Raw genomic sequence first — 24,880 nt, 5'->3', positions numbered from 1 at the left:
CCCACACGAGTAGGCTATGGAGTAGATATGGGCGTTTTTGCACGGTTTCGTCGCAAGTCCAAGGCGACTGCCGAGGCGTCAACCGAGGAGGCGACCGGCAGCACTCTGACGGCCGAGTCCCCGGTTGATTCTGAGTCGGGGTCGGAGTCGGGGTCGGAGTCCGAGGCGTCGAAGGAAGCGGCGGCCGAGGTCACCGAAGCCGAAGGGGCCGAGGCGGGCGAGGCTGCTGCGGCCGAAGGCGTGGAGATTCCGAAGCAGCAGTCGGCCGACGAAGCGGCGGACAACGAGGCCGGCGAGGGCGCCCGGAAGTAGTGCCGTACGAGGGAAGGTGACCCATGGGCTTCATGGACACATTGAAGGCCAAGCTCGCCCCGGCCAAGGAAAAGGTCTCTGACCTCGCACAGCAGCATGGCGAGAAGATCGAGCACGGTCTGGACAAAGCCGCGAAGACGGTCGACACAAAGACCAAGGGCAAGTACAGCAGCAAGATCGAGTCTGGCACCGGCAGGGCCAAGCAGGCCCTGGACCGCGTCGCCCACAAGGACGACGGCACTGCGCCGCCGGCTTCCTGAGATCACGGCGGACGGCCGCGGAACACTCTGTTCTGCGGCCGTCCGCCGTCGCCCTGCCGACTACTGCCCCTGCTCCGCCCCTGCTACTGCTACTGCCCCGACCAGGTGGCGACGAAGTAGCCGACTCCGTACGGGGCGTCCTCGTAGAGCAGTCGGCACCGGAAGTCCTCCCGTGCGGCTCCGCACAGAACCTGCCAGGGCGATCGGCCCGACACCATCAGCTCGCGGGCAGTGGTCGCATCGAGATCCGGGAAGAAGCCGTCGGAGTCGTTGTTCGCGAGAGCCGCGGCGATCTCGGCGTCGAGCGCCTCCGCCCGGTCGTCGAGATAGCCCGGCGCCTTCAGGCTGCGGCGGGCGCTGCCGTCGCCCATGACCAGCATCCCCAGGCGGGGCGCCCACTCAGAGACATGGACGCCGTGCTCGCCGTTGGCGGGCCAGTCGTTACCGTCGGGCACCTCCAGGCCGCGCACGGCGCCGGTCCAGCCGGCCCGCTCCAGCAGCCAGGCGCCCACGGTGAGCGAGAGAGGCAGCTCCCCCGCGGCGTCGCCCAGGCCGAGGCGCACGTCCAGGTCCACGCCGTACGGCCGGAACGAGCCCGGGGTGCCCTGCTCATGCACCGCGGTCGAAGCGCCCGTGCCGACCACAGCGATGAGGTCCGGCCCGGCCGCCAGCACGGTGCGCAACGCCTCGTCGCACGCCGCGCGCAGAGAATCGAGCTCCGCAGCGGCACCGGAGGCGACCTCGGGGACCAGCAGCGGCGGACACGGGCACATGGCGGCGGCGACAAGCATGATCGGCAGCCTAGCCGTCAGCCGATGGCGCAGCCGCCCGTAGCCGACGGCAGGGGTGCGGGCACCCCGACGGAGGGCAGCCCCAGCATCACGCCGGGTGCCGGCCGGGGAGCCGCGTTGCGCTTCTCCCAGGCGTCGCCGGCACGGGTGCGGCGTACGGCCAGGGCGGCCCCTTCGGCCAGCAGGTGGTGCGGGGCGGCGTAGGTGATCTCGACCGTCACCACATCGCCCGGGCGTACCTCCTTGTCAGGCTTCCCGCCGTGCTGGTCGTCCGATCCCCGCAGGCTCGGCTCGAAGTGCACCAGGCGGTTGTCGGGCGCGCGGCCCGACAACCGGTGGGTGGCGCCGTCCTTGCGGCCCTCCCCCTCGGCGACCATGACCTCGACCGTCCGGCCGACCTGCTTCTTGCTCTCCTCCCAGGAGATCTCCTCCTGGAGGGCGACGAGGCGCATGTAGCGCGCCTGGACGACCTCCTTGGGGATCTGCCCCTCCATCTCCGCGGCCGGGGTCCCGGGGCGCTTGGAGTACTGGAAGGTGAAGGCATTCGCGAAGCGCGCCTCACGCACCGTGTGCATCGTCTGCTCGAAGTCCTCCTCGGTCTCGCCGGGGAAGCCCACGATGATGTCGGTGGAGATGGCGGCGTGCGGGATCGAGGCGCGCACCTTCTCGATGATTCCGAGGAAACGCTCCTGCCGGTAGGAGCGGCGCATCGCCTTCAGGACGGTGTCCGAGCCGGACTGCAGCGGCATGTGGAGCTGCGGCATGACGTTCGGCGTCTCGGCCATCGCCGCGATCACGTCGTCCGTGAAGTCGCGCGGGTGCGGCGAGGTGAAACGGACCCGCTCCAGGCCCTCGACCTTGCCGCAGGCGCGCAGCAGCTTGGAGAACGCCTCGCGGTCACCGATGTCGGAGCCGTACGCATTGACGTTCTGGCCGAGCAGGGTGATCTCCGAGACCCCCTCGGCGACCAGCGCCTCGACCTCGGCCAGGATGTCGCCGGGCCGACGGTCCTTCTCCTTGCCGCGGAGCGCCGGGACGATGCAGAAGGTGCAGGTGTTGTTGCAGCCGACCGAGATGGAGACCCATGCGGCATACGCGGACTCACGGCGGGTCGGCAGCGTCGACGGGAAGGCCTCGAGCGACTCCGCGATCTCGACCTGCGCCTCTTCCTGAATGCGTGCGCGCTCGAGCAGCACCGGCAGCTTGCCGATGTTGTGGGTACCGAAGACGACATCGACCCACGGCGCCCTCTTCACGATGGTGTCGCGGTCCTTCTGGGCCAGGCAGCCGCCGACGGCAATCTGCATGCCGGGCCGCTTGGTCTTCATCGGCGCAAGCCGGCCGAGATTGCCGTACAGCTTGTTGTCGGCGTTCTCCCGCACCGCGCAGGTGTTGAAGACGACAACATCGGCGTCACCGTCGGCGCCCTCGGGCGCGCGCACATAGCCGGCGCCCTCCAGCAGGCCCGACAGCCGCTCGGAGTCGTGGACGTTCATCTGGCACCCGTAGGTGCGCACCTCGTAGGTTTTGGCACTCATCGCGCCCACCAGGGTACGGGGTCGCACCGGCCCTCCGCCCCTGGCTTCCGTGCGGCAGGGCCTGGCCATTACGGGGAGTGAGCTGGCAGGATCGCGCCATGCTCCCGGCCCTCTCCCGTATCAGCCGCCGCCATGCCCTGCAGGGCTCGGCCGCCGCCCTGGTGGTGTTCGGGCTGCTGATGTGGTGGCTGCTGCCCATTGGCGAGTCGTCGCCGCGCGGAAAGCTCACCTTCAGTACGGGCTCGAAGAGCGGCGTCTACCAGCGCTACGGCGTACTGCTGAAGCAGGCACTCGCCCGTGATCTGCCGGAGGTGACGATAGATCTGCGGACCAGTGAGGGGTCGCAGCAGAACCTCGAGCGGGTGGCGGCCGGGGAGGCCGACTTCACCATCGCCACCGCCGACGCCGTCGCCAAGTACAAGCGGGACGGGAGGCCCGGCGCCGACCGGCTGCGCGGCTGCGCCCGGCTGTACGACGACTATGTGCAGCTGATCGTGCCCAAGGACTCTCCCGTGCGGTCGGCCCGCGATCTGCGCGGCAAGACGGTGGGCGTGGGGCAGAAGGGGTCCGGGGTGCGTCTGGTCGCCGACCGGCTGATGACGGCCACGGGGATCGATCCGGTGCGGGACATCAACCCGGTCCCGGCCGGGATCGACACGATGCCGCGGCGGCTGGAGGCGGGCGAGCTCGATGCCTTCTTCTGGTCGGGCGGACTGCCGACCAACACCGTGGAGGAGCTGTCCGAGCGCTTCGAGATCCGGCTGGTGCCGCTGGAGTCCGAACTCGTCGAGAAGCTGCACGCCACCGGCGGGACGACCAGTTACTACCGCTCGGCGGTGATGCCTGCCGACGCCTACCTCAAGGCCCAGGGCGGGGTACCGGTGCCCACCATGGCGGTAGCGAATCTGCTGGTCACCACCGACCGGATGGATCCGGCGATGACCGAGGGCTTCACTCGCACGGTGATCAACAGCCGGGACCGCATCGGCAACACGGTGCACCCGGCCCAGCTGGTGGATCTGCGGACCGCGGTCTACACCGCCCCGCTGGACCTGCACGAAGGGGCCCGGCGCTACTACCGCTCGGTCAAGCCGTAGGAGCCGTACGCGGGACCGTGACGGTGACCTTCAGACCGTGCGGCTCGCGATGTCCGTACGCGATCGAGCCGCCGCCCGCCAGCAGCAGCGCCCGCGAGATGGACAGGCCCAGGCCCGAGCCCTTGATGTTCTGGTGACGGCCACTGCGCCAGAAGCGGTCGCCGATACGGGAGAGTTCCTCGTCGGTCAGGCCCGGCCCGCCGTCGGTGATCACAATGCGCGAGGTGTCGCCGTTGGAGGCGACCGAGACGGTGACCTCCTCCCCCTGCGGTGTGAACTTCAGGGCGTTGTCGATCACTGCGTCCAGGGCGCTGGAGAGCGCGACCGGGTCGGCCCACGCGGTGACCGCGGCACGGTGTTCGGTCAGCCGGACGCCCTTCTCGTCGGCGAGGGGACGCCAGGCGGCGACCCGCTCGGCCGCCAGCGCCCCGATGTCGGTGAGCTGGAGGTCCCAGGAGGCATGTTCGGCCAGCGCCAGGTCCAGCAGGTCGTCCAGGACCTGGGCGAGGCGCTTGCCCTCGGTGCGGACCGAGGCGATCTCCTCGTTCCCGGCGGGGAGTTCGAGAGCGAGGAGCTCGATACGGAGCAGCAGTGCGGCGAGCGGGTTGCGCAGCTGGTGGGAGGCGTCGGCGACGAAGGCCCGCTGCTGTTCGAGGACTTCCTCGACGTTGTCCGCCATCTCGTTGAACGAACGAGCCAGGCGCCGGAGTTCCGGGGGACCGCTCGCCGCGGCGACACGGGAGTTCATCTGCCCCGTCGCGATGCCGTGAGTGGCCGCGTCCAGGATCCGTACGGGCCGCAGCACCCAGCCCGTGAGGCGGAAGGCCGCGCCGACGGCGACCAGCATCGCCGCGGCCTCACCGGCCGCGATCAGCAGCCAGCCCCGCAGAACACGCCAGCGCAGCTCGCTGGTGGGTGAGTCGGTGAACACGACGGCGACGACGTCCCCGTCCCGTACGACCGGAGAGGCGACGACGAGCCGGCCGCCCTGCTGCCACGGCCAGACCTGCGGCGGGTCCTGGCTGCGCCGCCCCGAGAGCGCTTCCTTGAAGGCCTCGCGGCCCTGGCCGGTGTCCGGCACCGACCAGGTTCGGGGCGCGCGTGCCATGGAGTCGGCGTCGCGGTAGAAGAGGCCCGCCCTGATGCCGTACGTGTCGTGGTAGCGGTTGAGCTGCTCCTGGAGCGTGGCCCGTCGCTCGTCCTGCGACGCGCCCCGTTCGGTGACGAACTGGGCGAGCGCCGCGAAGCGCACCGTGTCGTCGATCCGGTCGACGACGACCCGCTGCTGCTGTGCGGCTGCGACGCTCACGGCGAGCGGGAAGCCGAGCGCAAGCAGCACGCCCGCCATGAGGACGATGAGAAGCGGGAGAAGTCGGGTACGCACCGGGGATAACGGGCCTTACGCGCCGGCAGGGGCGACGAGCCGGTAGCCGACGCCGCGCACGGTCTCGATCAGGGCGGGCATCCGCAACTTGGAGCGCAGGGACGCCACGTGGACCTCGAGTGTACGCCCGGTCCCTTCCCAACTGGTGCGCCACACCTCGCTGATGATCTGCTCCCGGCGGAAGACGACGCCCGGCCGCTGGGCGAGCAGCGCCAGCAGATCGAACTCCTTGCGGGTCAGCTGCACCGCCTCACCGTCGACGCTGACGCGGCGGGTGGGCAGTTCGATGGTGACAGGACCGAGCCGCAGGGCGTCCTCGGCGGCGGTCGCTGCGGCGTCCTCACCGGTGGTCGTGCGGCGGCTGACGGCGTGGATACGCGCGAGCAGCTCCCCGGTGTCGTACGGCTTGACGACATAGTCGTCGGCCCCGAGGTTGAGCCCGTGTATCCGCGAGCGGACGTCGGCCCGCGCGGTCACCATGATCACGGGGGTCGAGGTGAGCTTACGGATCTTGCCGCACACCTGGTAGCCGTCCTGGTCGGGCAGGCCCAGATCCAGGAGTACGCAGCCGAACGGCTGCTTCTGCGGCTGTGTCGCGGGCAGGACGGCCTTCAGCGCCTCCTCGCCGTTGCGGGCGTGCACCACTTCGAAGCCGTGCTTGGCCAGCACCGCGGAAAGGGCAGCGGCGACATGGTCGTCGTCCTCGACGAGCAGCAGTCTCATGGCCCCCCTCCGGTCGTGCGGTCGTGACAGTTGTGTGACGTACGTACCAGGGCATCTAGGCCGATGCTCGCCCAAGCAGTCAAGGGGCTTCCCGTTACAGCGGGGTTTCCGTTACCCACCCGGTACGCCGAGCGCCGTCCTGTTCACGCATAGTGTCCGGTTGCAGCCGGATCGTTATGCTCAATTTCCGCTCAGATGTAATGACGCTGGTCGAACCGCGTGATTAGTGTCCTCCCAACCGAGGAGGACGGAGCAAAAAGCCGATGAGCGGAGTTTCAGTGACCAAGGGCGCCGAGGACGCTGTACCTGCGGCGGGCGACCTGGTCGTGCTGAGCAACGTCAACAAGCACTTCGGCGCGCTGCATGTGCTCCAGGACATCGACCTGACGATCGCCCGTGGCGAAGTCGTGGTCGTCATCGGACCCTCCGGGTCCGGAAAGTCCACGCTGTGCCGCACGATCAACCGACTGGAGACGATCGACTCGGGCGCGATATCGATCGACGGCAAGCCGCTGCCCCAGGAGGGCAAGGAGCTCGCCCGGCTGCGCGCCGATGTCGGCATGGTCTTCCAGTCGTTCAACCTCTTCGCACACAAGACTGTGCTGGAGAACGTGATGCTGGGCCAGGTCAAGGTCCGCAAGGCGGACAAGAAGGCCGCCGAGAGCAAGGCGCGCACGCTGCTCGACCGGGTGGGCGTGGGTTCGCAGGCCGACAAGTACCCCGCACAGCTCTCCGGGGGGCAGCAGCAACGTGTCGCCATCGCGCGGGCGTTGGCGATGGACCCCAAGGTCATGCTCTTCGACGAGCCCACGTCGGCGCTCGACCCCGAGATGATCAATGAGGTGCTCGAGGTCATGCAGCAGCTGGCTCGTGACGGGATGACGATGGTGGTCGTCACCCACGAGATGGGCTTCGCGCGGTCTGCCGCGAACCGGGTGGTGTTCATGGCGGACGGCAAGATCGTCGAAGAGGCCACACCTGACCAGTTCTTCAGCAACCCGCGCAGCGACCGGGCCAAGGACTTCCTGTCGAAGATCCTTCACCACTGACGACCAACGAACCACGACATAAGGGATGTTCACCATGAAGCTCCGCAAGACGGCCGCAGTGGCCGTTGCTGTGCTCGCGCTGACCGCGACCGCCTGTGGTGGCAAGGAAGGCTCGGCCGGCGACAAGTCCTCGAAGAAGCCCGGCGAGGCGGGCGCGCCCAAGCTGCCCACCTACACGGTCGCCAAGGACGTGAACCTGGACTCGCCGACCTTCAAGGAAGCCAAGGAGCGCGGCAAGATCATCATCGGTTCCAAGGCCGACCAGCCGTTCCTCGGCTTCGAGGACCAGGCGACCAAGAAGCGCTCCGGCTTCGACGTCGAGCTCGCCAAGATGGTCGCCGCCGACCTCGGCTTCGCCGAGAACCAGATCGAGTGGAAGACCGTCGACTCCGGTGTCCGCGAGACCGCGATCTCCAAGGGCCAGGTCGACTACTACGTCGGCACCTACACGATCAACGACAAGCGCAAGAAGCAGGTCGGCTTCGCCGGTCCGTACTACCTGGCCGGCGCCGACCTCCTGGTCCGCAAGGACGACACCTCGATCACCGGCAAGGACGCCGTCAAGGGCAAGAAGGTCTGCTCGATCGTCGGCTCCACCCCGCTCCAGGAGATCAAGAAGCCGGAGTACGGCGCGAAGGTCGTCGAGCTCGCCAAGTACTCCGACTGCGTCCAGCAGCTGCTGACCAAGCAGGTCGACGCGGTCACCACCGACGACGCGATCCTCAAGGGCTACGCCGCCGACAACCCGGAGAAGCTCAAGGTGGTCGGTGACCCGTTCACCAAGGAGCCGTACGGCATCGGCATGAACAAGGACGACGCGACGCTGCGCAAGGCGATCACCGACTCGCTGGACAAGCACATCAAGGACGGCACGTACAAGAAGATCTACGAGGCGACGCTGGGCCTGTCCGGCTCCACGTACGTCGAGCCGCCGGCGCTCGTCCGCTACTGAGCATCCCGCTCTGTGAAGCGCCCCGTACGCGAGTACGGGGCGCTGCGCCCCTTGCCCTCCAGCCGCTGACCGCCGACGCGGAGACCTCATGAACGTACTGCTCGACAACTTCCCAGCATTCCGTGACGGCTTCATAGGAACCCTGTCGATCACCCTCTTCAGCTCGGCCATCGCGCTGGTACTCGGCATCGTCATCGCCGGATTCCGAGTCTCTCCCGTTCCGCCGCTGCGCTACTTCGGCACGGCCTGGGTCACGCTGCTGCGCAACACCCCGCTCACCCTGCTCTTCCTGATCTCCGCCTTCGTCGTGCCGGAGATCCTCTTCCCGGGGATGAGCGCCTATGTCCTCGGTTCGCTGGCGCTCGGCTTCTACACCTCGGCCTTCGTCTGCGAGGCCGTCAGGTCCGGCATCAACACCGTGCCGCTCGGCCAGGCAGAGGCCGCCCGCTCGATCGGGATGACCTTCGCGCAGACACTGCGGATGATCGTGCTGCCGCAGGCGACCCGGACCGTGCTCCCGCCGCTGAGCAGCATCTTCATCGCGCTCACCAAGAACTCCGCGATCGCGGGCGCCTTCAGCGTCACCGAATTGTTCGGCTGGCAGAAGGTGCTGAGCGACCAGGGCTACGACATCGTCCCCATCTTCATCTGGGTCGCCCTCGGCTACCTGGTCATCACCTTCACCATCAGCGGCATCTTCCGGCTGCTCGAGCGCCGCATGGAGGTCGCCCGATGAGTGCCAGCGTTCTCTACGACGCCCCGGGTCCCAAGGCCGTCGTACGCAACCGGATCTACGCCGTCATCGGCAGCCTCGCCATCCTGGGCCTGATCGTCATCAGCATGCTGCGGCTGTCCGAGAAGGGGCATCTCGCCCCCGAGATGTGGGACATCTTCAACTACGCGGGCATCCGGCAGAACATCGCCGACGCCATCGTCGCCACGCTCAAGGCGTTCGGCCTGGCCGCGGTGGGCTCGCTGGTGCTGGGCGTGATCCTGGCCGTCGGCCGGCTCTCCGACCACAAGCCGGTCAGGTGGCTGGCCACCGGCTTCATCGAGCTCTTCCGCTCCATCCCGCTGCTGATCACGATCTACGCCGTATGGGTTGGCTTCCTCACCGACTATTCGATGTGGGCGCTGGCGCTGGGTCTGTCGATCTACAACGGCTGTGTCCAGGCCGAGGTGCTGAGGGCCGGGATCAACTCCGTGCCGACGGGACAGCGCGAGGCCGCGTACGCCCTGGGCATGAGCAAGACCCAGGTGATGGCCAGCGTGCTGATGCCGCAGGCCATCCGCGCGATGCTGCCGACGATCATCAGCCAGTTGGTGGTGACCCTCAAGGACACCTCGCTCGGCTTCATCATCCTGTACCCGGAGCTGCTCCAGACGGCACGTCTGATCGCGAGCAACACCAAGGTCAACGGCCAGTACCCGTACGTCTCGACGATCATCGTCATCGGCACCATCTATGTCGCGATGTGTCTGGTCCTCTCCGCACTCGCCACCTGGATCGAGAAGCGGGGGCGGCGCGCCAAGACCGGTATCGCGGTGGCCGCGGCCGCCGAGCCTGCCGAGGCGCCGGGCGTCCTCGACGCCTCCGGCCCGCTCGCACCGCATGCCGACGGCGGCACGGCTCAGTCCGAGGAGCCCGGCGGCCCCCGGAATCAGACCGACTGACGGTTCATCGGCAAACACGGCGGGCGGCATCCACGATGCCGCCCGCCGTGCTGTGATCCCTGCCGCAGAATCGACAGGTGGGGGGCCAAAACGGCGCGCTCCGCTGCCTCCGTCACTTGACGCAAGCAACCGCAGTGGGTTGCATACGTTCTGTGATCGCGCACCGGCCTCCCACCGCACCTTCCCGACCGTCCCCACCCTCCCGCACGACCCCATGGGCATGAGGAGTCACGACGTGGACCCGGTGATCGTCGTCGGCGCGGGGCCGGTCGGTCTCGCTCTCTCCCTCACCCTTGCGGCGCAGGGCGTCCCCTCCGTCCTGCTCGACGAAGGCGGCGGCAAGGACGAGGTGCGCCCCGCCCGCACCGTCGTGCTGCGGCCCGACACGGCGGCGCTGGTGGAACGGCTCGACTGCGCCACTGTCCGTGACGAAGGGGCCCGCTGGGCAGGCTGGCGCTCGATGCGGCGCAGGCAGGACGTACGGCAGCTCGCCCTCGGCGACGACAGTGCTCCCGCGCCGTTGCACATCCCTCAGCACGCTCTTGCCCGCGGACTGCGGGAGGCCGTCGGCAGGCAGCAACTGGTCCGGGTTGTCACCGACAGCCGCCTCGACTCGCTGGAGCAGGACGCAAGCGGGATCAGCGTGCACACTCGCGGGCCCAAGCCGACCTGGTGGCGCGGAAGTCATCTGGTCGGCTGCGACGGCGCGCGGTCGACGGTCCGCAAACTCCTCGGCATCCGGTTCCCGGGACGTACGGCCGTCGAACGGCATGCCGTGGCCGCCCTGCGTACCGAACTCCCCTGGCCCGACGAGGCATTGCTGCACCGTCAGCCGCCCTGGCGCACGGGCGGCGACGAGGTGACGGCCCGCCCTCTGCCGGACGGCGTGTGGCGGCTGGACTGGCTGTTGCCGCCCCGCGGTGAGCTGGTCACCCCCGACGCCCTGGTGGCGCGGGTACGGGACACCCTGGCCGGCTGGTGCGGCGAGACACCTCCGTACGACCTCCTCGACACCGGCGTCTACACCCTGCACCACCGGCTCGCCCGGCGCTGGCGCGTGGACCGGGCCTTCCTCGCGGGTGATGCGGCCCATCTGCTCGGCGCGCTCGGCACCCAGGGGCTCGACGAGGGACTGCGGGACACCGACAACCTGGCGTGGAAGCTGGCGCAGGTCTGGCACCACGGGCCGTCCGAGCCGCTGCTCGACAGCTATCAGGCGGAGCGGCGTGCCGCGGTCGCCGCTCGGCTGCGCGCCGCCGACCAGTCGCTGCCGATACTGCGCGGCAGCAGCGCACTGCGTACCTACCTCCCGGGCGCCGCGCGCGGGCACGACGCCCTGCTGACCGACGGGCATCTGGGGCACGGTCCGCTCGGCGCGCCCCCCGCATACACGCACTCCCCCCTCGCACCCGAGTACGCCCCGTCGCAGACACTCGTCGGCACGGCGGCGGGCGCGCCGGTCGCGGATGTGTGGGTGACCGCACCCGACGGGACCAGTGCACGGCTGCGGGACCGCATGGGACGGGGACAGCTGCTGGTGGTGCTGGTCGCGCCGGGGACGGGGGTGTGGGACCGGCGGCACTGGGTGAGTGCGGGTGTGATGCCCCGGCTGGCGGCGGCCGTCACCGCACTGCCGGTACGGGCCGAGCTGCTGGTGACCGAGAGCTATCCGGGAGCGTCGGCGCACACCGTGCTGCTGGTGCGGCCGGACGGGCACCTTGTCGCGTCGTTCGCGGGGGTGCGGCCCGCTGAGCTGTACTCGGCGGCGGACGCGGCGCGCGGTGGCGCCCCCTCCGCGGTACGCAGTGACCGCACTGCGGACATCAATTGACCCTCGGGGGTCCGCATGGTGTACTCCGGAGCGTGACCGACACCGATGTGCGCCTGTGGCGGAGGGTCCATATGGACCTCGTCCGCTATGCGGGCTGCGTGTGTCGCCCGTCCTGCTGAATTCGCCTTTCCTCGCGCTGTGGCCCGATGTGCCCACGCGCCTTCCAGCGAACGTCCAGGACGGTTTCCGTGTCCCAGCCTGCCTCCATCCCTGTCACTGGTGCCTCAGCGGCTCCCTCAGTCCCTGTTGCCCAGGCTGCCCCTGTTGCCCTGGTCACCCCTGAGCAGACGGAAGCGCCGGCGCCGCCGACCGCCGCCGAGCTGCTCGACTTCGTCCGGCAAACGGCCGCCGACACCGAGCTCATCGCCTCGCTCCCGCTCGACCCCGAGGGCCGTACCTGGGTACGCCTCGAAGGCCCGGCCGGCAGTGAGGCCTGGCTGATCGGCTGGCCGCCCGGCACGGGCACCGGCTGGCACGACCACGCCGAGTCGCACGGCGCGTTCGCCACGGCTTCCGGCGAGCTGAAGGAGAACTCCCTCTCCGTGCGGCTCCCCGCGAGCGGATGGAAGACCCTGGAGCTGAAGGACGGCGTCGATCGCGAGCGGCAGCTGGGGCCGGGTCAGGGGCGCGCCTTCGGGAAGCACCATGTGCACGAGGTGCTGAACGAGTCGGTCGCCGAGCACGTCGTCTCGGTGCATGCCTACTATCCGCCGCTGCCGCTGATGAGGCGCTTCAGCCGCAGCGGCGCGGTGCTCCGTCTTGAGCAGGTCGAGCGTCCGGAGGACTGGCAGTGAGCGAGCCGACCGGGATCGACGCACTTCTGGAACGGGTGCGCGAGGACCTCGACCGCGTCGAGCCGAAGGAGGCCTTCGATGCGGCGGCGGACGGCGCGCTCCTGGTGGACATCCGGTATGCGGCCCTGCGCGAACGGGACGGCCTGATTCCCGATGCGCTGGTCGTGGAGCGCAATGAGCTCGAGTGGCGTCTCGACCCGCAGGGCAGCCACCGCGCGCCCGAGGCGGTCGGTCACGATCTGCGGGTCGTGGTGATCTGCAACGAGGGGTACGCGTCGTCTCTCGCGGCCGTGTCCCTGCGCCAGTTGGGACTGCACCGCGCGACCGACCTCGTCGGTGGCTTCCAGGCGTGGAAGGCCGCGGGACTGCCGGTGTCGGCGCCGCCCGAGCCGGCGTAGCCCCGGCCCCCGGCCCCCTGCCCGAGTAGCACCCCGGGACTGCCGGGACTGCCGGGACCGCCGCCCGCGGCAACGGGGATGCGGTGGCGGGGATGCGGTGGCGCCTCGGCCCCAGGACGAGGGGCGGGGCGCACGCCCGGCTCCGTGGCTCACGCGCAGGCGACTGTCTCCGTTTGGCGCAGCCGCCTCCGCCGTGTGGCCCTCGGAGCGCCGTGCGGCCCGGGAGGGCGGTCTTCCCGAGGACACTCACCCGCCCTCAAGTCATCTGGTTCAGCCCGTAGTCGGCCGACCTCGGGCCACTCCCCCGCCCCGCCCCCGCTAGAAGCCGCCGCCCTCGTCGAGGTCCTCCGTGTCTTCGCCCTCTTCCTCCAGTGCACGCTTGACCACCCGCAGCGCCATGCCCTCGGGGTAGCCCTTGCGGGCGAGCATGCCGGCGAGGCGGCGCAGTCGGCGGTCGCGGTCGAGGCCGCGGGTGGAGCGGAGCTTGCGTGCGACCAGCTCGCGCGCGGTCTCCTCTTCCTGATCGGAGTCGAGCTGCCCGACCGCCTCGTCGATCAGGGCGGAGTCCACGCCCTTGGTACGCAGTTCCCGTGCGAGAGCGCGCCGTGCGAGGCCCCGGCCGTGGTGCCGGGACTCCACCCATGCGTCCGCGAAGGCCGCGTCGTTGATCAGGCCCACATCCTCGAAACGGGAAAGGACCTCCTCTGCCACCTCCGAGGGAATCTCGCGTTTGTGCAGCGCGTCCGCAAGCTGCTTGCGGGTCCGTGGGGTCCCGGTGAGCAGGCGCAGGCAGATCGCCCGCGCCCGCTCGGCCGGATCCGGGGGCGACAGCTCCTTCTCGGCCCTCGACGAGTCGGCGCTGTCGCCCGGCCATTCGGTTCGCCTCTTCTGGGAAAAAGGCACGGTACCGGCTAGCTCTTGGCCGCCGCGGACTTGGCCGACTTGGCCTTGGAGGCGGGCGCGGGCACCGACTTGGCCGCATCCTCGGCCGAGGCCGCCGCACCGGCCGCGTCCACTCCCGGCTCGGGCGCCAGGGCGGCCTCCGGCTTCACGCCGACGCCCAGCTTCTCCAAGATCTTCTTCTCGATCTCATTGGCGAGATCGGGGTTGTCCTTCAGGAAGTTACGGGCGTTCTCCTTGCCCTGGCCCAGTTGGTCGCCCTCGTAGGTGTACCAGGCGCCTGCCTTGCGCACGAAGCCGTTCTCCACGCCCATGTCGATCAGGCCGCCCTCTCGGCTGATGCCCTGGCCGTAGAGGATGTCGAACTCGGCCTGCTTGAAGGGCGGCGCGACCTTGTTCTTGACGACCTTGACGCGGGTGCGGTTGCCGACCGCGTCGGTGCCGTCCTTCAGGGTCTCGATACGGCGGATGTCGAGCCGCACCGAGGCGTAGAACTTCAGCGCACGGCCACCGGTCGTGGTCTCCGGCGAGCCGAACATCACGCCGATCTTCTCGCGGAGCTGGTTGATGAAGATGGCTGTGGTCTTGGACTGGTTCAGCGCACTCGTGATCTTCCGGAGCGCCTGGCTCATCAGCCGCGCCTGCAGACCGACGTGCGAGTCGCCCATCTCGCCCTCGATCTCCGCTCGCGGCACCAGGGCGGCGACGGAGTCGATGACGATCAGGTCGAGGGCGCCGGAGCGGACGAGCATGTCGACGATCTCGAGCGCCTGCTCGCCGTTGTCCGGCTGGGACAGGATCAGGTTGTCGATGTCGACCCCGAGCTTCTTCGCATACTCAGGGTCGAGGGCGTGCTCGGCGTCGATGAAGGCCACCGAGCCGCCGAGCTTCTGTGCATTCGCCACGGCGTGCAGCGTGAGGGTCGTCTTGCCGGAGGACTCCGGTCCGTACACCTCCACCACACGGCCGCGCGGCAGGCCGCCGACGCCGAGCGCGACGTCGAGCGCGGTCGACCCGGTAGGGATGACCTCGATGGGCTCGTTCGGCCGCTCGCCCAGGCGCATCACCGCGCCCTTGCCGAATTGCCGTTCAATCTGTGCGAGCGCGGCGTCGAGCGCCTTCTCGCGGTCGGTTCCTGCCATGGGTTCCACCCGATTTGCTTGAGTCGATCGCTTCACGTGAAAGACGCTAACCCCTGCCACTGACAATGGGCTCCGACGTCCTGCCAGCCTGTGGATAACTCTCGGAAACCGAGGGCCGGAATCCCATAAGAACGGATGTTCGATTTTGGTGTCAAGCACACCACCCGGCGCGTCCCTCAGGGCCGCAATCACCGTCGTCTGCGGGGCGTCCTTCTGCCATGGTCCTCCACTCCCGCATCCGAGGCGGCCGTCTGGAGGGCTGTCCGCGCTTTCCTCGCATGCGGCCGACGCCCCCGCGGCGCGATCGTGGTCACTGCCGTCGTGGTCGGCTGAACGCCGGTGCCGATGCGGCAGTAGAGCGAGCCGCTGTCCCGCACGCTCATCGGCCGGGCCCTTCGCCGAGTCCCGTCAGACCGGTGGCCGGAGCACGGCGAGGGAGAGGGAGGTGTCGTCGACCTGGCGGCTCAGGAGCGGCCGTCGGTCCCTGCCGTGTCGTCCGTGTCGTGCGTGTCGTCCGGCCCGGTCTCGCCGCCTGCCGGGGCATTACGCCCCTTGCGCAGCGCCTGCAGCCCCCTCGCGAGTGCCCGGGCGCCGTGCCGGCTGTGGCTGTGGACGCGCGGGTCGTCCGTCACGTCGTACCGCTTCACATACGCACCGAGGAACGCCTGGAGCGTCGCGATCGCCGGGATCGCGATCAGCGCACCCACCGCCCCCAGCAGCGCCGTGCCCGCGACCACCGAGCCGAAGGCCACCGCCGGGTGGATGTCGACGGTCTTGGCGGTGAGCTTGGGCTGCAGCACATAGTTCTCGAACTGCTGGTAGATCACGACGAAGCCGAGCACCCACAGGGCGTACCAGGGGTTGACGGTGAACGCGATCAGCATAGGCAGTGCGCCCGCCAGGTAGGTGCCGATGGTCGGGATGAACTGCGAGACCAGGCCGACCCAGACCGCGAGCGCCGGGGCGTACGGCACCCCCAGGATCTCCAGGAGGATGTAGTGGGCGACGCCGGAGATCAGCGCCATCAGACCGCGCGAGTAGAGATAGCCGCCGGTCTTGTCGACCGCGATCTCCCAGGCGCGCAGCACCTCGGTCTGCTTGGCCAGCGGCAGTACGGAGCAGAGCGCGCGGCGCAGCCGGGGCCCGTCGGCCGCGAAGTAGAACGAGAACAGGAAGATCATCAGCAGCTTGAACAGTCCGCCGAGCACAGTGGCGGAGATGTCCAGCACGCCGCTGGCACTGTTCTGGACATACTTCCGCAGCCAGTCCGAACGCAGCAGGCTGTCCTGGACCTCCACCCGGGAGAGCTCGGTGTGGAAGGTCTCGTTGATCCAGCGGATCACGGAGTCGAGGTACTGGGGGAAGTCCTCGACCATGTCGACGATCTGGCCCGCCAGCATCGAGCCGAGCAGGACGACGAAGCCGACGCTCGCGATGAGTACCGCGAAGAAGACCAGGAAGGTGGCGAGGCCGCGGCGCATACCGCGCGCCGCCATCCGGCCGACCGCCGGCTCTATGGCCAGCGCCAGGAAGAATGCGATCAGGATATTGATCAGCAGCCCGATGAGCTGGTGGAAGACCCAGCTGCCGAGCTGGAAGCAGGCGTAGAGCGCCAGCGCGAGCACCATGGCGCGCGGCAGCCAGCGGGGCATACGGCCGGGTCCCCCCACCCCGGCCTCGGCTGCGGGAGGCGGCACGGTCGGCGGGGTCGTGCCCGGCGGGGTCGTACCCTGCTTCGTCGCATCCTGCGAGGCCGCATCCTGCGCGGATGTGTCCTGCTCGGACGCGTCCCGGGCAGAGGTGTCCTGGGCGGATGTGTCCTGCGTGCTCGCGTCCTGGGCGGTCTTGTCGGTCGGGGCCACGGGGCCAGTGTCGCCTACGGGTCCCGGTGCTGATCGACCGGCCCGTGTCTCACCGGCTCACCCGTCTCCCCGTTTCATCGCTTGTCCGCAGGGACCCCGACCGCGGCACACACCCCGCGCCACACGTCCTTCGCCTCCCAGCCTGCGGCCAGCGCCTCATGCACCGTGCGACCCCCGAGTTCGGCCATCACGTGGTCGCGCGCGAATGAGTCGGCGTACCCCTCACCGAAGTGATCCGCCATCCGCTCCCAGAAAATCGTCAACCGCATGACGCCAGTATCCCGCCCCTGAGGGTGCAGCCCTGTCCGTCCTGCTTGCCGAAAGCCCTTTCCGCCCTACGGTCGGAACATGGCTGGAACCGGAGCAACCCCCGCGACCCGATTCGCGTTTCCTCTCGCCCGCGCCGAGCACTTCATCTGGCTGACGGCCCGGGTGCTGGAACAGCGGCGGTTCGCGTACCACTTCCTGGGCGGCGGTTCGGACGCCGTCGAGACCGCCCTGGCCGCGTATCTCAACGAGGACGGCGGCTACGGCCATGCCCTCGAACCCGACCTGCGCGGCCCCGTCAGCCAGCCGCTGCACACCGCGCACGCTCTGCGCATCCTCGACTCCATCGGCCGCTGCGGCGGGCTGCGCGTGGAGCGGATGTGCCGCTATCTCACGGACGTGTCGACGCACGACGGTGCGCTGCCCGCGATCCACCCGTCCCAGCGCGGCTATCCGGCCGCGCCCTTCATCCCGATCGTCGACGACCCGCCGAGCGAGCTGCTCGCGACCGGCCCGGTGGTGGGGCTGCTGCATCGCAATCAGGTGTGGCACGCATGGCTGTTTCGGGCCACGGACTTCTGCTGGGCCGCCATCGACACGATCGAGAAGTCGCATCCGTACGAGATCCAGGCCGCGGTCGCCTTCCTGGACGGGGCCCCGGACCGTTCGCGTGCGGAGGCCGCGGCGGACCGGCTGGGCAGGCTGGTGCGGGAGCAGCGCATGGCAGTACTGGATCCGGAGAGGCTGGACGAGTATCCGGTCGCCGCCGGCTATGCGCCGGGCGAGCATCACTTCCCGTACGACTACGCCCGTACGCCGCAGTCGCTCGGCCGTCGCTGGTTCACGGACGAGGAGATGGACCGTTCACTGGAACAACTCGCCGGCGAGCAGGGGGAGGACGGCGGCTGGCCCATCCGCTGGCGCGAGTGGGCTCCCGGGACCGCCCTGGAGGCACGGCCGATCAGGACGATCGAGGCGCTGCGTACGCTGCGGGCCCACGGCCGCGCCATCGGCTGACGCGACCGGGCCCCTCCCCGGCTCCCTCTCCTGCCGCCGGCGGTCAGCGATCAGCGGTCAGCCGCCGAGCGCCCGCACGCCCGCGGTGACCGCCACCGCCGCCCCGATGACCACCAGGAAGGGAGCGCGCAGGACCAGCGCGAGCGCTGCCGCTGCCAGCCCCGCGGCCCGTGCGTCGAGGGCCAGCGAGCTGTTCGTACTGAACGTCTGCTGCGCGGTGAGCGCGGCAAGCAGCGCCACGGGCAGCAGCGCCGCCAGCCGCTGGACGACAGGACGCTCGAGGGCGTTCGCCGGCACGAGCAGACCGATCAGTTTGACGAGGTAGCAGCCGACGGCGGTCGCCGCGATCGCGATCCAGATACTCAACGGTCCTCGCCCTTCGTGATGTCGGCCTTGTTGCGGTCGCCGATCCCGCGGCCCTTGAACCAGAGGACGGCGGGCGCGGCCAGCGCCGCGACCAGTACCGGTACGCCGGCGGGGAGCACCGGCAGGAACGCGAGCCCGAGGACGACCGCGAGCCCGGCGGTCGCCCGCTCGGTCGTCGTACGCAGCATGGGCGCGAGCAGCGCGAGGAAGACCGCGGGACCCGCCGCGTCCAGCCCCCACGCGTCGGTGTCACCGAGTGCTTCGGCGCCGAGCGCCCCGAGGAGCGTGGTGAGGTTCCACAGCACGTACAGCGTCAGGCCGGTCACGGTGAAGCCGAGACGTACGCTGCGCCGCGTCGGCTGGGCAAGCGCGACGGCCGTGGTCTCGTCGATGACCCAGTGCGCGGCGAGGGGGCGCACGAAGCGGGGCAGGGCGAGCAGCTGCGACAGGCGGAGCCCGTAGAAGGCGTTGCGTACGCCGAGGAAGAAGGCGCCCGCGGCCGCGGCGAGCGGGTTTCCTCCGGCCGCGATCGCGCCGACCAGCGCGAACTGCGAGGCGCCGGTGAAGACCAGCAGGCTGAGCGCGCAGGTCTGGAGCAGGCTGAGGCCCGCTCCCGCGGAGGTCACGCCGAAGGCGAAGCCGGAAAGGCCGACGGCGATGCCGACGCCGAGTGCGTCGCGGACGACCGCCGAGTCCGGCTTGGACGGCGCTACGGGCCCCGGGATGCCGCGTATCTCTGGGGGAGTCTCTGGGAGAGCTGTCTGTTCTGGCACGTCCCGGACGTTACGGGGGACCCTGATCGGCGGTCTTGTACGTTCTTGCGCACCCGTTCACGCTTGCGCACCCGTTCACATCTGGCCCGCTCGTTCGCTTCCTGCATGCCCGTTCGCTTCCGGTCCGCTCGCTCACCTCTGGCCCGCTCGTCCACGTCCTTGCGTGCGGGCTTACGTTCTCGCGCTCATGTTCTCGCGCGCTCCTTGCGGTAGGCGCCCGGCGGGACGCCGACGATCCTGGTGAAGTGCCGGTTCAGATGCGGCTGGTCGGTGAAGCCGACGGCGACGGCCGCCTCGGCGGGCGCTGTACCGGCGTCCAGCAGATGGCGGGCGCGGCGCACGCGCGCGTCGGTGAGCCAGGTGTGCGGCGGCATGCCGTATGCCGCCTTGAACGCGCGCATCAGCGCGAAGGGGCTGGTACCGAGCTCCTTCGCCAGCCGTTCCAGGGAGGGCGGCTCCTCCATCCGCTCCTCGAGAAGCTGCTTGGCGAGGGCGGCTGAGCGGGCGCCGGAGGCCGCGGTTGCCCGGGAAGGCAGCGCGCTGCCGTAACGGCCCAGCAGCCGCGCGACGGCGAGACGCAGCACGCTGTCGGCGGCGAGCGCGTTGCCTTCCTCCGCCGCCCTGTGCACCCCGCGGATCAGCTCGGCGGTCTGCGGATCCCGGACGATCGTCTCGGTGAATCCGGGGGTGCCGCGGAGTGTGGTCACGTCCCCGGCGATGTCGGAGACGAGCTCCACGGAGGGGTAGAGGGTGGAGTACGTCCAGCCTTCGGGGACGCCGGCACGGGCGGAGTGCGGCACCTCGGGGTTGATCATGACGACGGTGCCGGGGCCCGCCCGGACAATGCCGTCCGGCAGGCTCACGTCCTCGAGCCCACCGCTGACCGCGCCGAGCGTGAAGCCTTCGTGGCTGTGGCGGGGGAAGGTGTGCCGGACATAGCGGGCGCGCAGCAGATCGAGGCCCGGCAGCTCCTCCGGCTGCCAGTGCCTCGCCCATTCGTGCTGCGTCAGACTCCCCATGCAGCCATTGTGCTCCGGCCACCCCGCCGCTGACCTGCGCGTCCATGACCTGGACAGTCGATTGTCAGTGGTGCGGTGCACGATGGGGGACATGGCCAGGACTGCACTCGACTCCTTCTCCCCCGCGACCCGCTCGTGGTTCACGGGGGCATTCAGCGCGCCCACCGCCGCGCAGGAGGGAGCCTGGCAGGCCATCGGGGAAGGCTCGGACGTGCTGGTCGTGGCCCCGACGGGCTCCGGCAAGACCCTGGCCGCCTTCCTCGCCGCCCTGGACCGGCTGGCTTCCACACCCCCGCCCGCGGACACCCGGATGCGCTGCCGCGTGCTGTATGTGTCGCCGCTCAAGGCCCTCGCGGTCGATGTGGAGCGCAATCTGCGCAGCCCGCTCACCGGGATCCGACAGGAGTCGGTGCGGCTCGGGCTGCCGGAGCCGGAGGTGCGGGTCGGAATCCGCTCGGGCGACACCCCGCCCGCCGAGCGGCGGTCGCTGGTCATCAAGCCGCCGGACATCCTGATCACCACGCCCGAGTCGCTGTTCCTGATGCTCACCTCCTCGGCGCGAGAAGCACTGTCGGGCATCGAGACGGTGATCCTCGACGAGGTGCACGCCGTCGCGGGTACGAAGAGGGGCGCCCATCTCGCCGTATCGCTGGAGCGGCTCGACGAGCTGCTGCCGCGCCCGGCCCGCCGGATCGGCCTGTCCGCGACGGTGCGGCCGGTGGACGAGGTGGCCCGCTATCTGTCGCCGCAGCGCAAGGTCGAGATCGTCCAGCCGCCCTCCGACAAGGAGTTCGACCTCTCGGTGGTCGTACCGGTCGAGGATCTGGGCGAGCTCGGCGGCTCCCCCGCCTCCGAATCCTCCTCCGACAGCGGGGAGAGGCCGTCCATCTGGCCGCATGTCGAGGAGAAGATCGCCGATCTTGTCCAGGCACACCGTTCGACGATCGTCTTCGCCAACTCCCGCCGTCTCGCCGAGCGGCTGTGCAATCGCCTCAATGAGATCGCGTACGAACGGGCCACGGGCGAGGCGATGCCCGAAGGGGCGCCACCGGCCGAGATCATGGCGCAGTCCGGGGCCGCCCGGGGAGCCCCGGCTCTCCTCGCCCGCGCGCATCACGGCTCGGTCTCCAAGGAGCAACGGGCCCTGGTCGAGGAGGATCTGAAGGCGGGCCGGCTGCCCGCCGTCGTCGCCACGTCCAGCCTGGAGCTGGGTATCGACATGGGCGCGGTGGACCTGGTAGTCCAGGTCGAGTCGCCGCCGTCCGTCGCCTCCGGCCTGCAGCGGGTCGGCCGCGCCGGACACCAGGTGGGCGCGGTCTCCACAGGCGTCGTCTTCCCCAAGTACCGGGGCGACCTGGTGCAGTCGGCCGTGGTCACCGAGCGAATGCGCTCCGGCTCCATCGAGGCGCTCCGCATCCCGTCGAATCCGCTGGATGTGCTGGCCCAGCAGCTGGTCGCGATGGTCGCCCTGGACACCTGGCAGGTCGACGACCTGCTGGCCCTGGCCCGCCGGGCCGCGCCCTTCGCCTCGCTTCCCGAGTCGGCGTTCACCGCCGTCCTGGACATGCTCGCCGGGCGCTATCCCTCCGATGCCTTCGCCGAGCTGCGCCCGCGCGTGGTGTGGGACCGCGTCGCGGGTACGGTCACGGGCCGGCCGGGTGCGCAGCGCCTTGCCGTCACCTCCGGCGGCACCATCCCCGACCGCGGCCTCTTCGGCGTATTCCTCGTCGGTACCGACCCCAAGAAGGGCGGCGGCCGGGTCGGCGAGCTGGACGAGGAGATGGTGTACGAGTCCCGGGTGGGCGATGTCTTCACCCTGGGCACCACGTCCTGGCGGATCGAGGGCATCACCCGCGACCGGGTGCTGGTCACCCCCGCCCCAGGGGTGCCCGGCCGGCTGCCGTTCTGGAAGGGCGACCAGCTGGGCCGCCCCCTGGAACTGGGCCGCGCGGTGGGCGCGTTCCTGCGCGAGGTCGGCGCCCTGTCCGCCGAGGATGCCCGGCTGCGCCTGCTCGCCGCCGGTCTGGACGCCTGGGCCGCCGAAAATGTCCTCGCCTATCTCGACGAGCAGCGCCGTGCCTGCGGCCATGTCCCCGACGACCGGACGATCCTGGTCGAGCGATTCCGTGACGAGTTGGGCGACTGGCGGGTGGTGATCCACTCTCCTTTCGGCGCTCAGGTACACGCCCCCTGGGCGCTGGCGCTGGGGGCCCGCCTCGCCGAGCGGTACGGCATGGACGCACAGGTCATGCATGCCGACGACGGCATTGTGCTGCGGCTGCCCGACGCGGACCTGATGGGCCTGGATCTCCTCGACCAGGATCCCGTCCACCTCGATTCGGCGTTCGACAGCGAGCAGGCCCCGGTCGGCGCCGCGGACGCCGTCTTCGACAAGGGCGAGATCCAACAGATCGTCACCGACCAGGTGGGCGGCTCCGCGCTGTTCGCCTCCCGGTTCCGTGAGTGCGCCGCGCGTGCGCTGCTGCTGCCTCGGCGCAGCCCCGGAAAGCGCACGCCTCTCTGGCAGCAGCGTCAGCGCGCTGCTCAACTCCTTCAGGTGGCAAGCGAGTTCGGCTCCTTCCCGATCGTCCTCGAAGCGGTCCGTGAGTGCCTGCAGGATGTGTTCGACGTCCCCGGTCTCACGGAGCTCATGGGCGACATCGAGTCCCGCCGGGTCCGGCTGGTCGAGGTCACCACCCCCGAGCCCTCCCCCTTCGCCCGCTCGCTCCTGTTCGGGTATGTGGCCCAGTTCCTGTACGAGGGGGACTCGCCGCTCGCCGAGCGGCGCGCCGCCGCTCTCTCCCTGGATTCCCGGCTGCTCGCCGAGCTGCTCGGCCAGGCCGAGCTGCGCGAGCTGCTCGACGCCGATGTCCTCACCGAGCTGGAGCGGGAGCTGCAGTGGCTCACCGAGGACCGCCGGATCAAGGACGCGGAGGGCGTCGCCGACCTGCTGCGGATCCTCGGCCCGCTCACCGACACCGAGTTGACCGAGCGCGGCGGTGACCCGCAGTGGCCCAGAGAGCTGGCCGCCGCGCGCCGGGCCATTCGTGTACGGATCGCGGGCGCCGACCACTGGGTGGCGATCGAGGACGCGGGCCGGCTGCGCGACGCGCTGGGCACCGCGCTCCCGGTGGGCGTCCCCGAAGCGTTCACCGAGCCGGTCAAGGACCCGCTCGGCGATCTCCTCGCCCGGTTCGCGCGTACGCACGGCCCGTTCACTTCGACCGAGGCCGCGGCCCGCTTCGGCCTGGGCGCGGCCGTCACCGACGGCGCCCTGCACCGGCTCGCGGCGAACGGGCGAGTGGTGCAGGGCGAGTTCCATCCCTCCGGCATCGGCCAGGAGTGGTGCGACGCGACCGTGCTGCGCCGGCTGCGCCGCCGCTCGCTGGCTGCCCTCCGCCATGAGCTGGAGCCGGTCCCGCCCGCGGCGCTCGCCACCTTCCTCCCCCAGTGGCAGCACCTGGGCAGCAACAGCCTGCGCGGCATCGACGGACTGGCGCGCGCAGTGGAGCAGTTGCAGGGAGCCGCGGTCCCCGCCTCGGCCCTCGAGAAGCTGATCCTCCCGTCCCGCGTCCTCGGATACGCTCCCGCCCTGCTCGACGAACTCACCACGACGGGCGAGGTCGTGTGGGCCGGAGCCGGCTCACTCCCCGGCAAGGACGGCTGGATCTCCCTCTATCTCACCGACGCCGCCCCGCTGCTGCTCCCACCACCTCACCCCCTGGAGCTCTCCGCACTTCACGAGTCGATCCTCGGCGCCCTCTCCCCCGGCTACGGCCTGTTCTTCCGCCAGATCACCGACCAGGTCCGGGCCACCACCCATCCCGACGCCACCGATCCCCAACTGGCCGACGCCCTGTGGGATCTGGCCTGGTCCGGCCGGCTCACCAATGACACTCTGGCGCCTCTCCGTTCACTGCTCGGATCGGGCCGCACCGCCGGCTCCACGGCCCACCGCGCCAAGCGCACCGTTCCGCGCGGCCGCTACGGCAGCCTCACGGCGGCCGCCCGTCCCGCTTCCCGTACGGGCCCGCCGACGGTCTCCGGCCGCTGGTCGCTGCTCCCGGCCGCCGAGCCCGACCCGACCCACCGGGCACACGCTCTCGCCCGCACCCTCCTCGACCGCCATGGCGTGGTGACCCGGGGGGCGGTGGCGGCCGAGGGTGTGGAGGGCGGCTTCTCCGCGACGTACCGGATCCTCTCGGCCTTCGAGGACAGCGGGCAGGCGCGCCGCGGCTATGTGGTGGAGGGGCTGGGCGCGGCGCAGTTCGCGATGGACGGCGCGGTGGACCGCCTCCGGGCGGCGGCCACCGCCCGGGACCGTAGCGACGGGCAGGCGTCGCCGCGCGCCGTGGTGCTGGCCGCCGCCGACCCGGCCAACGCCTACGGGGCGGCCCTGCCCTGGCCCGAGCCCCCCACCGACGCAGGCCACAAACCCGGCCGCAAGGCGGGCTCTCTGGTCGTCCTCGTCGACGGCGAGCTCACCCTGTACATGGAGCGCGGCGGCAAGACGCTGCTCGCCTGGCCGGCCGACCCGGACGCGCCCGCCCTCCACGCGGCGGCCGAGGCCCTGGCGGCCGCTGCCCGCGCGGGCACCCTGGGCACGGTCACGGTGGAGCGCGCCAACGGCACAGCGGCCCTGACCTCCCCCCTGGCCCGGGTCCTGGAGACCGCGGGCTTCCACGCCACCCCCAGGGGGCTGCGCCTGCGCCCCTGACCCCGGCCACAGCC

General features: G+C 70.4%; 23 protein-coding genes and 1 pseudogene. 13 read left to right on the top strand and 11 right to left on the bottom strand.

Translation table 11 applies throughout. The annotated features are described in order from the left end of the window. Window positions 1-27 precede the first annotated feature (27 nt). Both OG883_RS07780 and OG883_RS07775 read left to right on the top strand, forming a co-directional pair. Complete coding sequence (locus tag OG883_RS07780; RefSeq protein WP_266536788.1) at window positions 28-312, top strand: hypothetical protein; 285 nt, start codon at window positions 28-30, stop codon at window positions 310-312. A gap of 23 nt (window positions 313-335) precedes the next feature. Beyond that, complete coding sequence (locus OG883_RS07775) at window positions 336-572, top strand: antitoxin (RefSeq protein WP_266536785.1); 237 nt, start codon at window positions 336-338, stop codon at window positions 570-572. A gap of 89 nt (window positions 573-661) precedes the next feature. Here OG883_RS07775 and OG883_RS07770 read toward each other — a convergent pair whose 3' ends face one another. Together OG883_RS07770 and miaB are read right to left on the bottom strand one after the other, a co-directional pair. After that, window positions 662-1,363: a class III extradiol dioxygenase subunit B-like domain-containing protein gene (locus tag OG883_RS07770; RefSeq protein WP_266536782.1), complete on the bottom strand. Its 702-nt coding sequence runs from the start codon at window positions 1,361-1,363 to the stop codon at window positions 662-664. 17 nt (window positions 1,364-1,380) lie between these two features. Then, window positions 1,381-2,901 carry a tRNA (N6-isopentenyl adenosine(37)-C2)-methylthiotransferase MiaB gene (miaB, locus tag OG883_RS07765; RefSeq protein WP_266536779.1) on the bottom strand — a complete coding sequence of 507 codons (1,521 nt, stop codon included), beginning with the start codon at window positions 2,899-2,901 and terminating at the stop codon, window positions 1,381-1,383. A gap of 98 nt (window positions 2,902-2,999) precedes the next feature. Here miaB and OG883_RS07760 point away from each other — a divergent pair, with 98 nt between their 5' ends. Then, entirely contained in the window at window positions 3,000-3,998 is a 999-nt protein-coding gene (locus tag OG883_RS07760) for a TAXI family TRAP transporter solute-binding subunit (RefSeq protein WP_266536777.1), read from the top strand. Here the strand turns inward: OG883_RS07760 and OG883_RS07755 are convergent. Both OG883_RS07755 and OG883_RS07750 read right to left on the bottom strand, forming a co-directional pair. Then, window positions 3,988-5,382 (bottom strand): HAMP domain-containing sensor histidine kinase, encoded by a 1,395-nt coding sequence (locus OG883_RS07755; RefSeq protein ID WP_266536775.1) that lies wholly within the window; start codon window positions 5,380-5,382, stop codon window positions 3,988-3,990. The genes OG883_RS07760 and OG883_RS07755 overlap by 11 nt on opposite strands. A gap of 15 nt (window positions 5,383-5,397) precedes the next feature. Continuing rightward, entirely contained in the window at window positions 5,398-6,105 is a 708-nt protein-coding gene (locus OG883_RS07750) for a response regulator transcription factor (RefSeq protein WP_266536772.1), read from the bottom strand. Window positions 6,106-6,368: 263 nt separating this feature from the next. Between OG883_RS07750 and OG883_RS07745 the strand changes: the two genes are divergently transcribed. The 8 genes from OG883_RS07745 to OG883_RS07715 all read left to right on the top strand — a co-directional run bounded on the left by OG883_RS07745 (window position 6,369) and on the right by OG883_RS07715 (window position 12,803). Continuing rightward, window positions 6,369-7,154, top strand: a complete 786-nt coding sequence (locus tag OG883_RS07745; RefSeq protein ID WP_266536769.1) for an amino acid ABC transporter ATP-binding protein — start codon at window positions 6,369-6,371, stop codon at window positions 7,152-7,154. A 34-nt stretch (window positions 7,155-7,188) separates the two neighbouring features. Further along, entirely contained in the window at window positions 7,189-8,106 is a 918-nt protein-coding gene (locus OG883_RS07740) for a glutamate ABC transporter substrate-binding protein (RefSeq protein WP_266536766.1), read from the top strand. Window positions 8,107-8,194: 88 nt separating this feature from the next. Continuing rightward, window positions 8,195-8,842, top strand: a complete 648-nt coding sequence (locus OG883_RS07735; protein WP_266536763.1) for an amino acid ABC transporter permease — start codon at window positions 8,195-8,197, stop codon at window positions 8,840-8,842. Beyond that, window positions 8,839-9,780, top strand: coding sequence for an amino acid ABC transporter permease (locus OG883_RS07730; protein ID WP_266536760.1), 942 nt, complete (start codon window positions 8,839-8,841; stop codon window positions 9,778-9,780). Before OG883_RS07735 ends, OG883_RS07730 begins: the two co-directional genes overlap by 4 nt. A gap of 235 nt (window positions 9,781-10,015) precedes the next feature. Next, a complete protein-coding gene (locus OG883_RS07725) occupies window positions 10,016-11,611 on the top strand; it encodes an FAD-dependent monooxygenase (RefSeq protein WP_266541338.1) in 1,596 nt (531 codons plus the stop codon). A 32-nt stretch (window positions 11,612-11,643) separates the two neighbouring features. Next, window positions 11,644-11,730, top strand: coding sequence for a putative leader peptide (locus tag OG883_RS46990; protein ID WP_311605579.1), 87 nt, complete (start codon window positions 11,644-11,646; stop codon window positions 11,728-11,730). A gap of 69 nt (window positions 11,731-11,799) precedes the next feature. Then, the gene (locus OG883_RS07720; protein ID WP_266536758.1) at window positions 11,800-12,405 is read left to right on the top strand and encodes a cysteine dioxygenase; all 606 of its coding nucleotides are present in this window, start codon (window positions 11,800-11,802) and stop codon (window positions 12,403-12,405) included. Next, a complete protein-coding gene (locus OG883_RS07715) occupies window positions 12,396-12,803 on the top strand; it encodes a rhodanese-like domain-containing protein (protein WP_266541337.1) in 408 nt (135 codons plus the stop codon). The genes OG883_RS07720 and OG883_RS07715 overlap by 10 nt, the downstream gene beginning before the upstream one ends. 318 nt (window positions 12,804-13,121) lie before the next feature. Here the strand turns inward: OG883_RS07715 and recX are convergent. The 4 genes and pseudogenes from recX to OG883_RS07695 form a co-directional block, all read right to left on the bottom strand. Further along, a pseudogene (gene recX, locus OG883_RS07710) lies at window positions 13,122-13,826 on the bottom strand (recombination regulator RecX); the annotation flags it as partial. Then, window positions 13,715-14,845 (bottom strand): recombinase RecA, encoded by a 1,131-nt coding sequence (gene recA / locus OG883_RS07705; RefSeq protein ID WP_266536755.1) that lies wholly within the window; start codon window positions 14,843-14,845, stop codon window positions 13,715-13,717. The pseudogene recX and the gene recA, both read right to left, overlap by 112 nt. A 464-nt stretch (window positions 14,846-15,309) precedes the next feature. After that, the gene (locus OG883_RS07700) at window positions 15,310-16,497 is read right to left on the bottom strand and encodes an AI-2E family transporter (RefSeq protein WP_323180922.1); all 1,188 of its coding nucleotides are present in this window, start codon (window positions 16,495-16,497) and stop codon (window positions 15,310-15,312) included. A gap of 284 nt (window positions 16,498-16,781) precedes the next feature. Next, the gene (locus OG883_RS07695) at window positions 16,782-16,976 is read right to left on the bottom strand and encodes a DUF3046 domain-containing protein (RefSeq protein ID WP_266536753.1); all 195 of its coding nucleotides are present in this window, start codon (window positions 16,974-16,976) and stop codon (window positions 16,782-16,784) included. A gap of 79 nt (window positions 16,977-17,055) precedes the next feature. Here OG883_RS07695 and OG883_RS07690 point away from each other — a divergent pair, with 79 nt between their 5' ends. Beyond that, window positions 17,056-17,991: a hypothetical protein gene (locus OG883_RS07690; protein ID WP_266536751.1), complete on the top strand. Its 936-nt coding sequence runs from the start codon at window positions 17,056-17,058 to the stop codon at window positions 17,989-17,991. Window positions 17,992-18,048: 57 nt separating this feature from the next. Here OG883_RS07690 and OG883_RS07685 read toward each other — a convergent pair whose 3' ends face one another. From OG883_RS07685 to OG883_RS07675, 3 genes are all read right to left on the bottom strand, one after another. After that, window positions 18,049-18,357 (bottom strand): AzlD domain-containing protein, encoded by a 309-nt coding sequence (locus OG883_RS07685; protein ID WP_266536748.1) that lies wholly within the window; start codon window positions 18,355-18,357, stop codon window positions 18,049-18,051. Beyond that, window positions 18,354-19,130 (bottom strand): AzlC family ABC transporter permease, encoded by a 777-nt coding sequence (locus OG883_RS07680; protein ID WP_266536745.1) that lies wholly within the window; start codon window positions 19,128-19,130, stop codon window positions 18,354-18,356. Before OG883_RS07680 ends, OG883_RS07685 begins: the two co-directional genes overlap by 4 nt. 185 nt (window positions 19,131-19,315) lie before the next feature. Beyond that, the gene (locus OG883_RS07675) at window positions 19,316-20,149 is read right to left on the bottom strand and encodes an AraC family transcriptional regulator (RefSeq protein ID WP_266536742.1); all 834 of its coding nucleotides are present in this window, start codon (window positions 20,147-20,149) and stop codon (window positions 19,316-19,318) included. Window positions 20,150-20,240: 91 nt separating this feature from the next. Between OG883_RS07675 and OG883_RS07670 the strand changes: the two genes are divergently transcribed. Continuing rightward, window positions 20,241-24,866, top strand: coding sequence for an ATP-dependent helicase (locus OG883_RS07670; RefSeq protein ID WP_266536739.1), 4,626 nt, complete (start codon window positions 20,241-20,243; stop codon window positions 24,864-24,866). The last annotated feature ends 14 nt before the right edge of the window (window positions 24,867-24,880 follow it).

The organism is Streptomyces sp. NBC_01142 (genome assembly GCF_026341125.1).
Lineage (GTDB): Bacteria > Actinomycetota > Actinomycetes > Streptomycetales > Streptomycetaceae > Streptomyces.
Note: the sequence above shows the minus strand (reverse complement) of the source record. Positions and strands in the feature narration are given on the sequence as shown.

Coding starts and splice junctions, on each gene's coding strand:
- recA (WP_266536755.1), bottom strand. CDS start 14,845: ATGGCAGGAACCGACCGCGAGAAGGCGCTCGACGCCGCGCTCGCACAG.
- OG883_RS07750 (WP_266536772.1), bottom strand. CDS start 6,105: ATGAGACTGCTGCTCGTCGAGGACGACGACCATGTCGCCGCTGCCCTT.
- OG883_RS07730 (WP_266536760.1), top strand. CDS start 8,839: ATGAGTGCCAGCGTTCTCTACGACGCCCCGGGTCCCAAGGCCGTCGTA.
- OG883_RS07745 (WP_266536769.1), top strand. CDS start 6,369: ATGAGCGGAGTTTCAGTGACCAAGGGCGCCGAGGACGCTGTACCTGCG.
- OG883_RS07740 (WP_266536766.1), top strand. CDS start 7,189: ATGAAGCTCCGCAAGACGGCCGCAGTGGCCGTTGCTGTGCTCGCGCTG.
- OG883_RS07780 (WP_266536788.1), top strand. CDS start 28: ATGGGCGTTTTTGCACGGTTTCGTCGCAAGTCCAAGGCGACTGCCGAG.
- OG883_RS07675 (WP_266536742.1), bottom strand. CDS start 20,149: ATGGGGAGTCTGACGCAGCACGAATGGGCGAGGCACTGGCAGCCGGAG.
- OG883_RS07670 (WP_266536739.1), top strand. CDS start 20,241: ATGGCCAGGACTGCACTCGACTCCTTCTCCCCCGCGACCCGCTCGTGG.
- OG883_RS07770 (WP_266536782.1), bottom strand. CDS start 1,363: ATGCTTGTCGCCGCCGCCATGTGCCCGTGTCCGCCGCTGCTGGTCCCC.
- OG883_RS07700 (WP_323180922.1), bottom strand. CDS start 16,497: ATGCCCCGCTGGCTGCCGCGCGCCATGGTGCTCGCGCTGGCGCTCTAC.
- OG883_RS07695 (WP_266536753.1), bottom strand. CDS start 16,976: ATGCGGTTGACGATTTTCTGGGAGCGGATGGCGGATCACTTCGGTGAG.
- OG883_RS07760 (WP_266536777.1), top strand. CDS start 3,000: ATGCTCCCGGCCCTCTCCCGTATCAGCCGCCGCCATGCCCTGCAGGGC.
- OG883_RS07690 (WP_266536751.1), top strand. CDS start 17,056: ATGGCTGGAACCGGAGCAACCCCCGCGACCCGATTCGCGTTTCCTCTC.
- miaB (WP_266536779.1), bottom strand. CDS start 2,901: ATGAGTGCCAAAACCTACGAGGTGCGCACCTACGGGTGCCAGATGAAC.
- OG883_RS07775 (WP_266536785.1), top strand. CDS start 336: ATGGGCTTCATGGACACATTGAAGGCCAAGCTCGCCCCGGCCAAGGAA.
- OG883_RS07735 (WP_266536763.1), top strand. CDS start 8,195: ATGAACGTACTGCTCGACAACTTCCCAGCATTCCGTGACGGCTTCATA.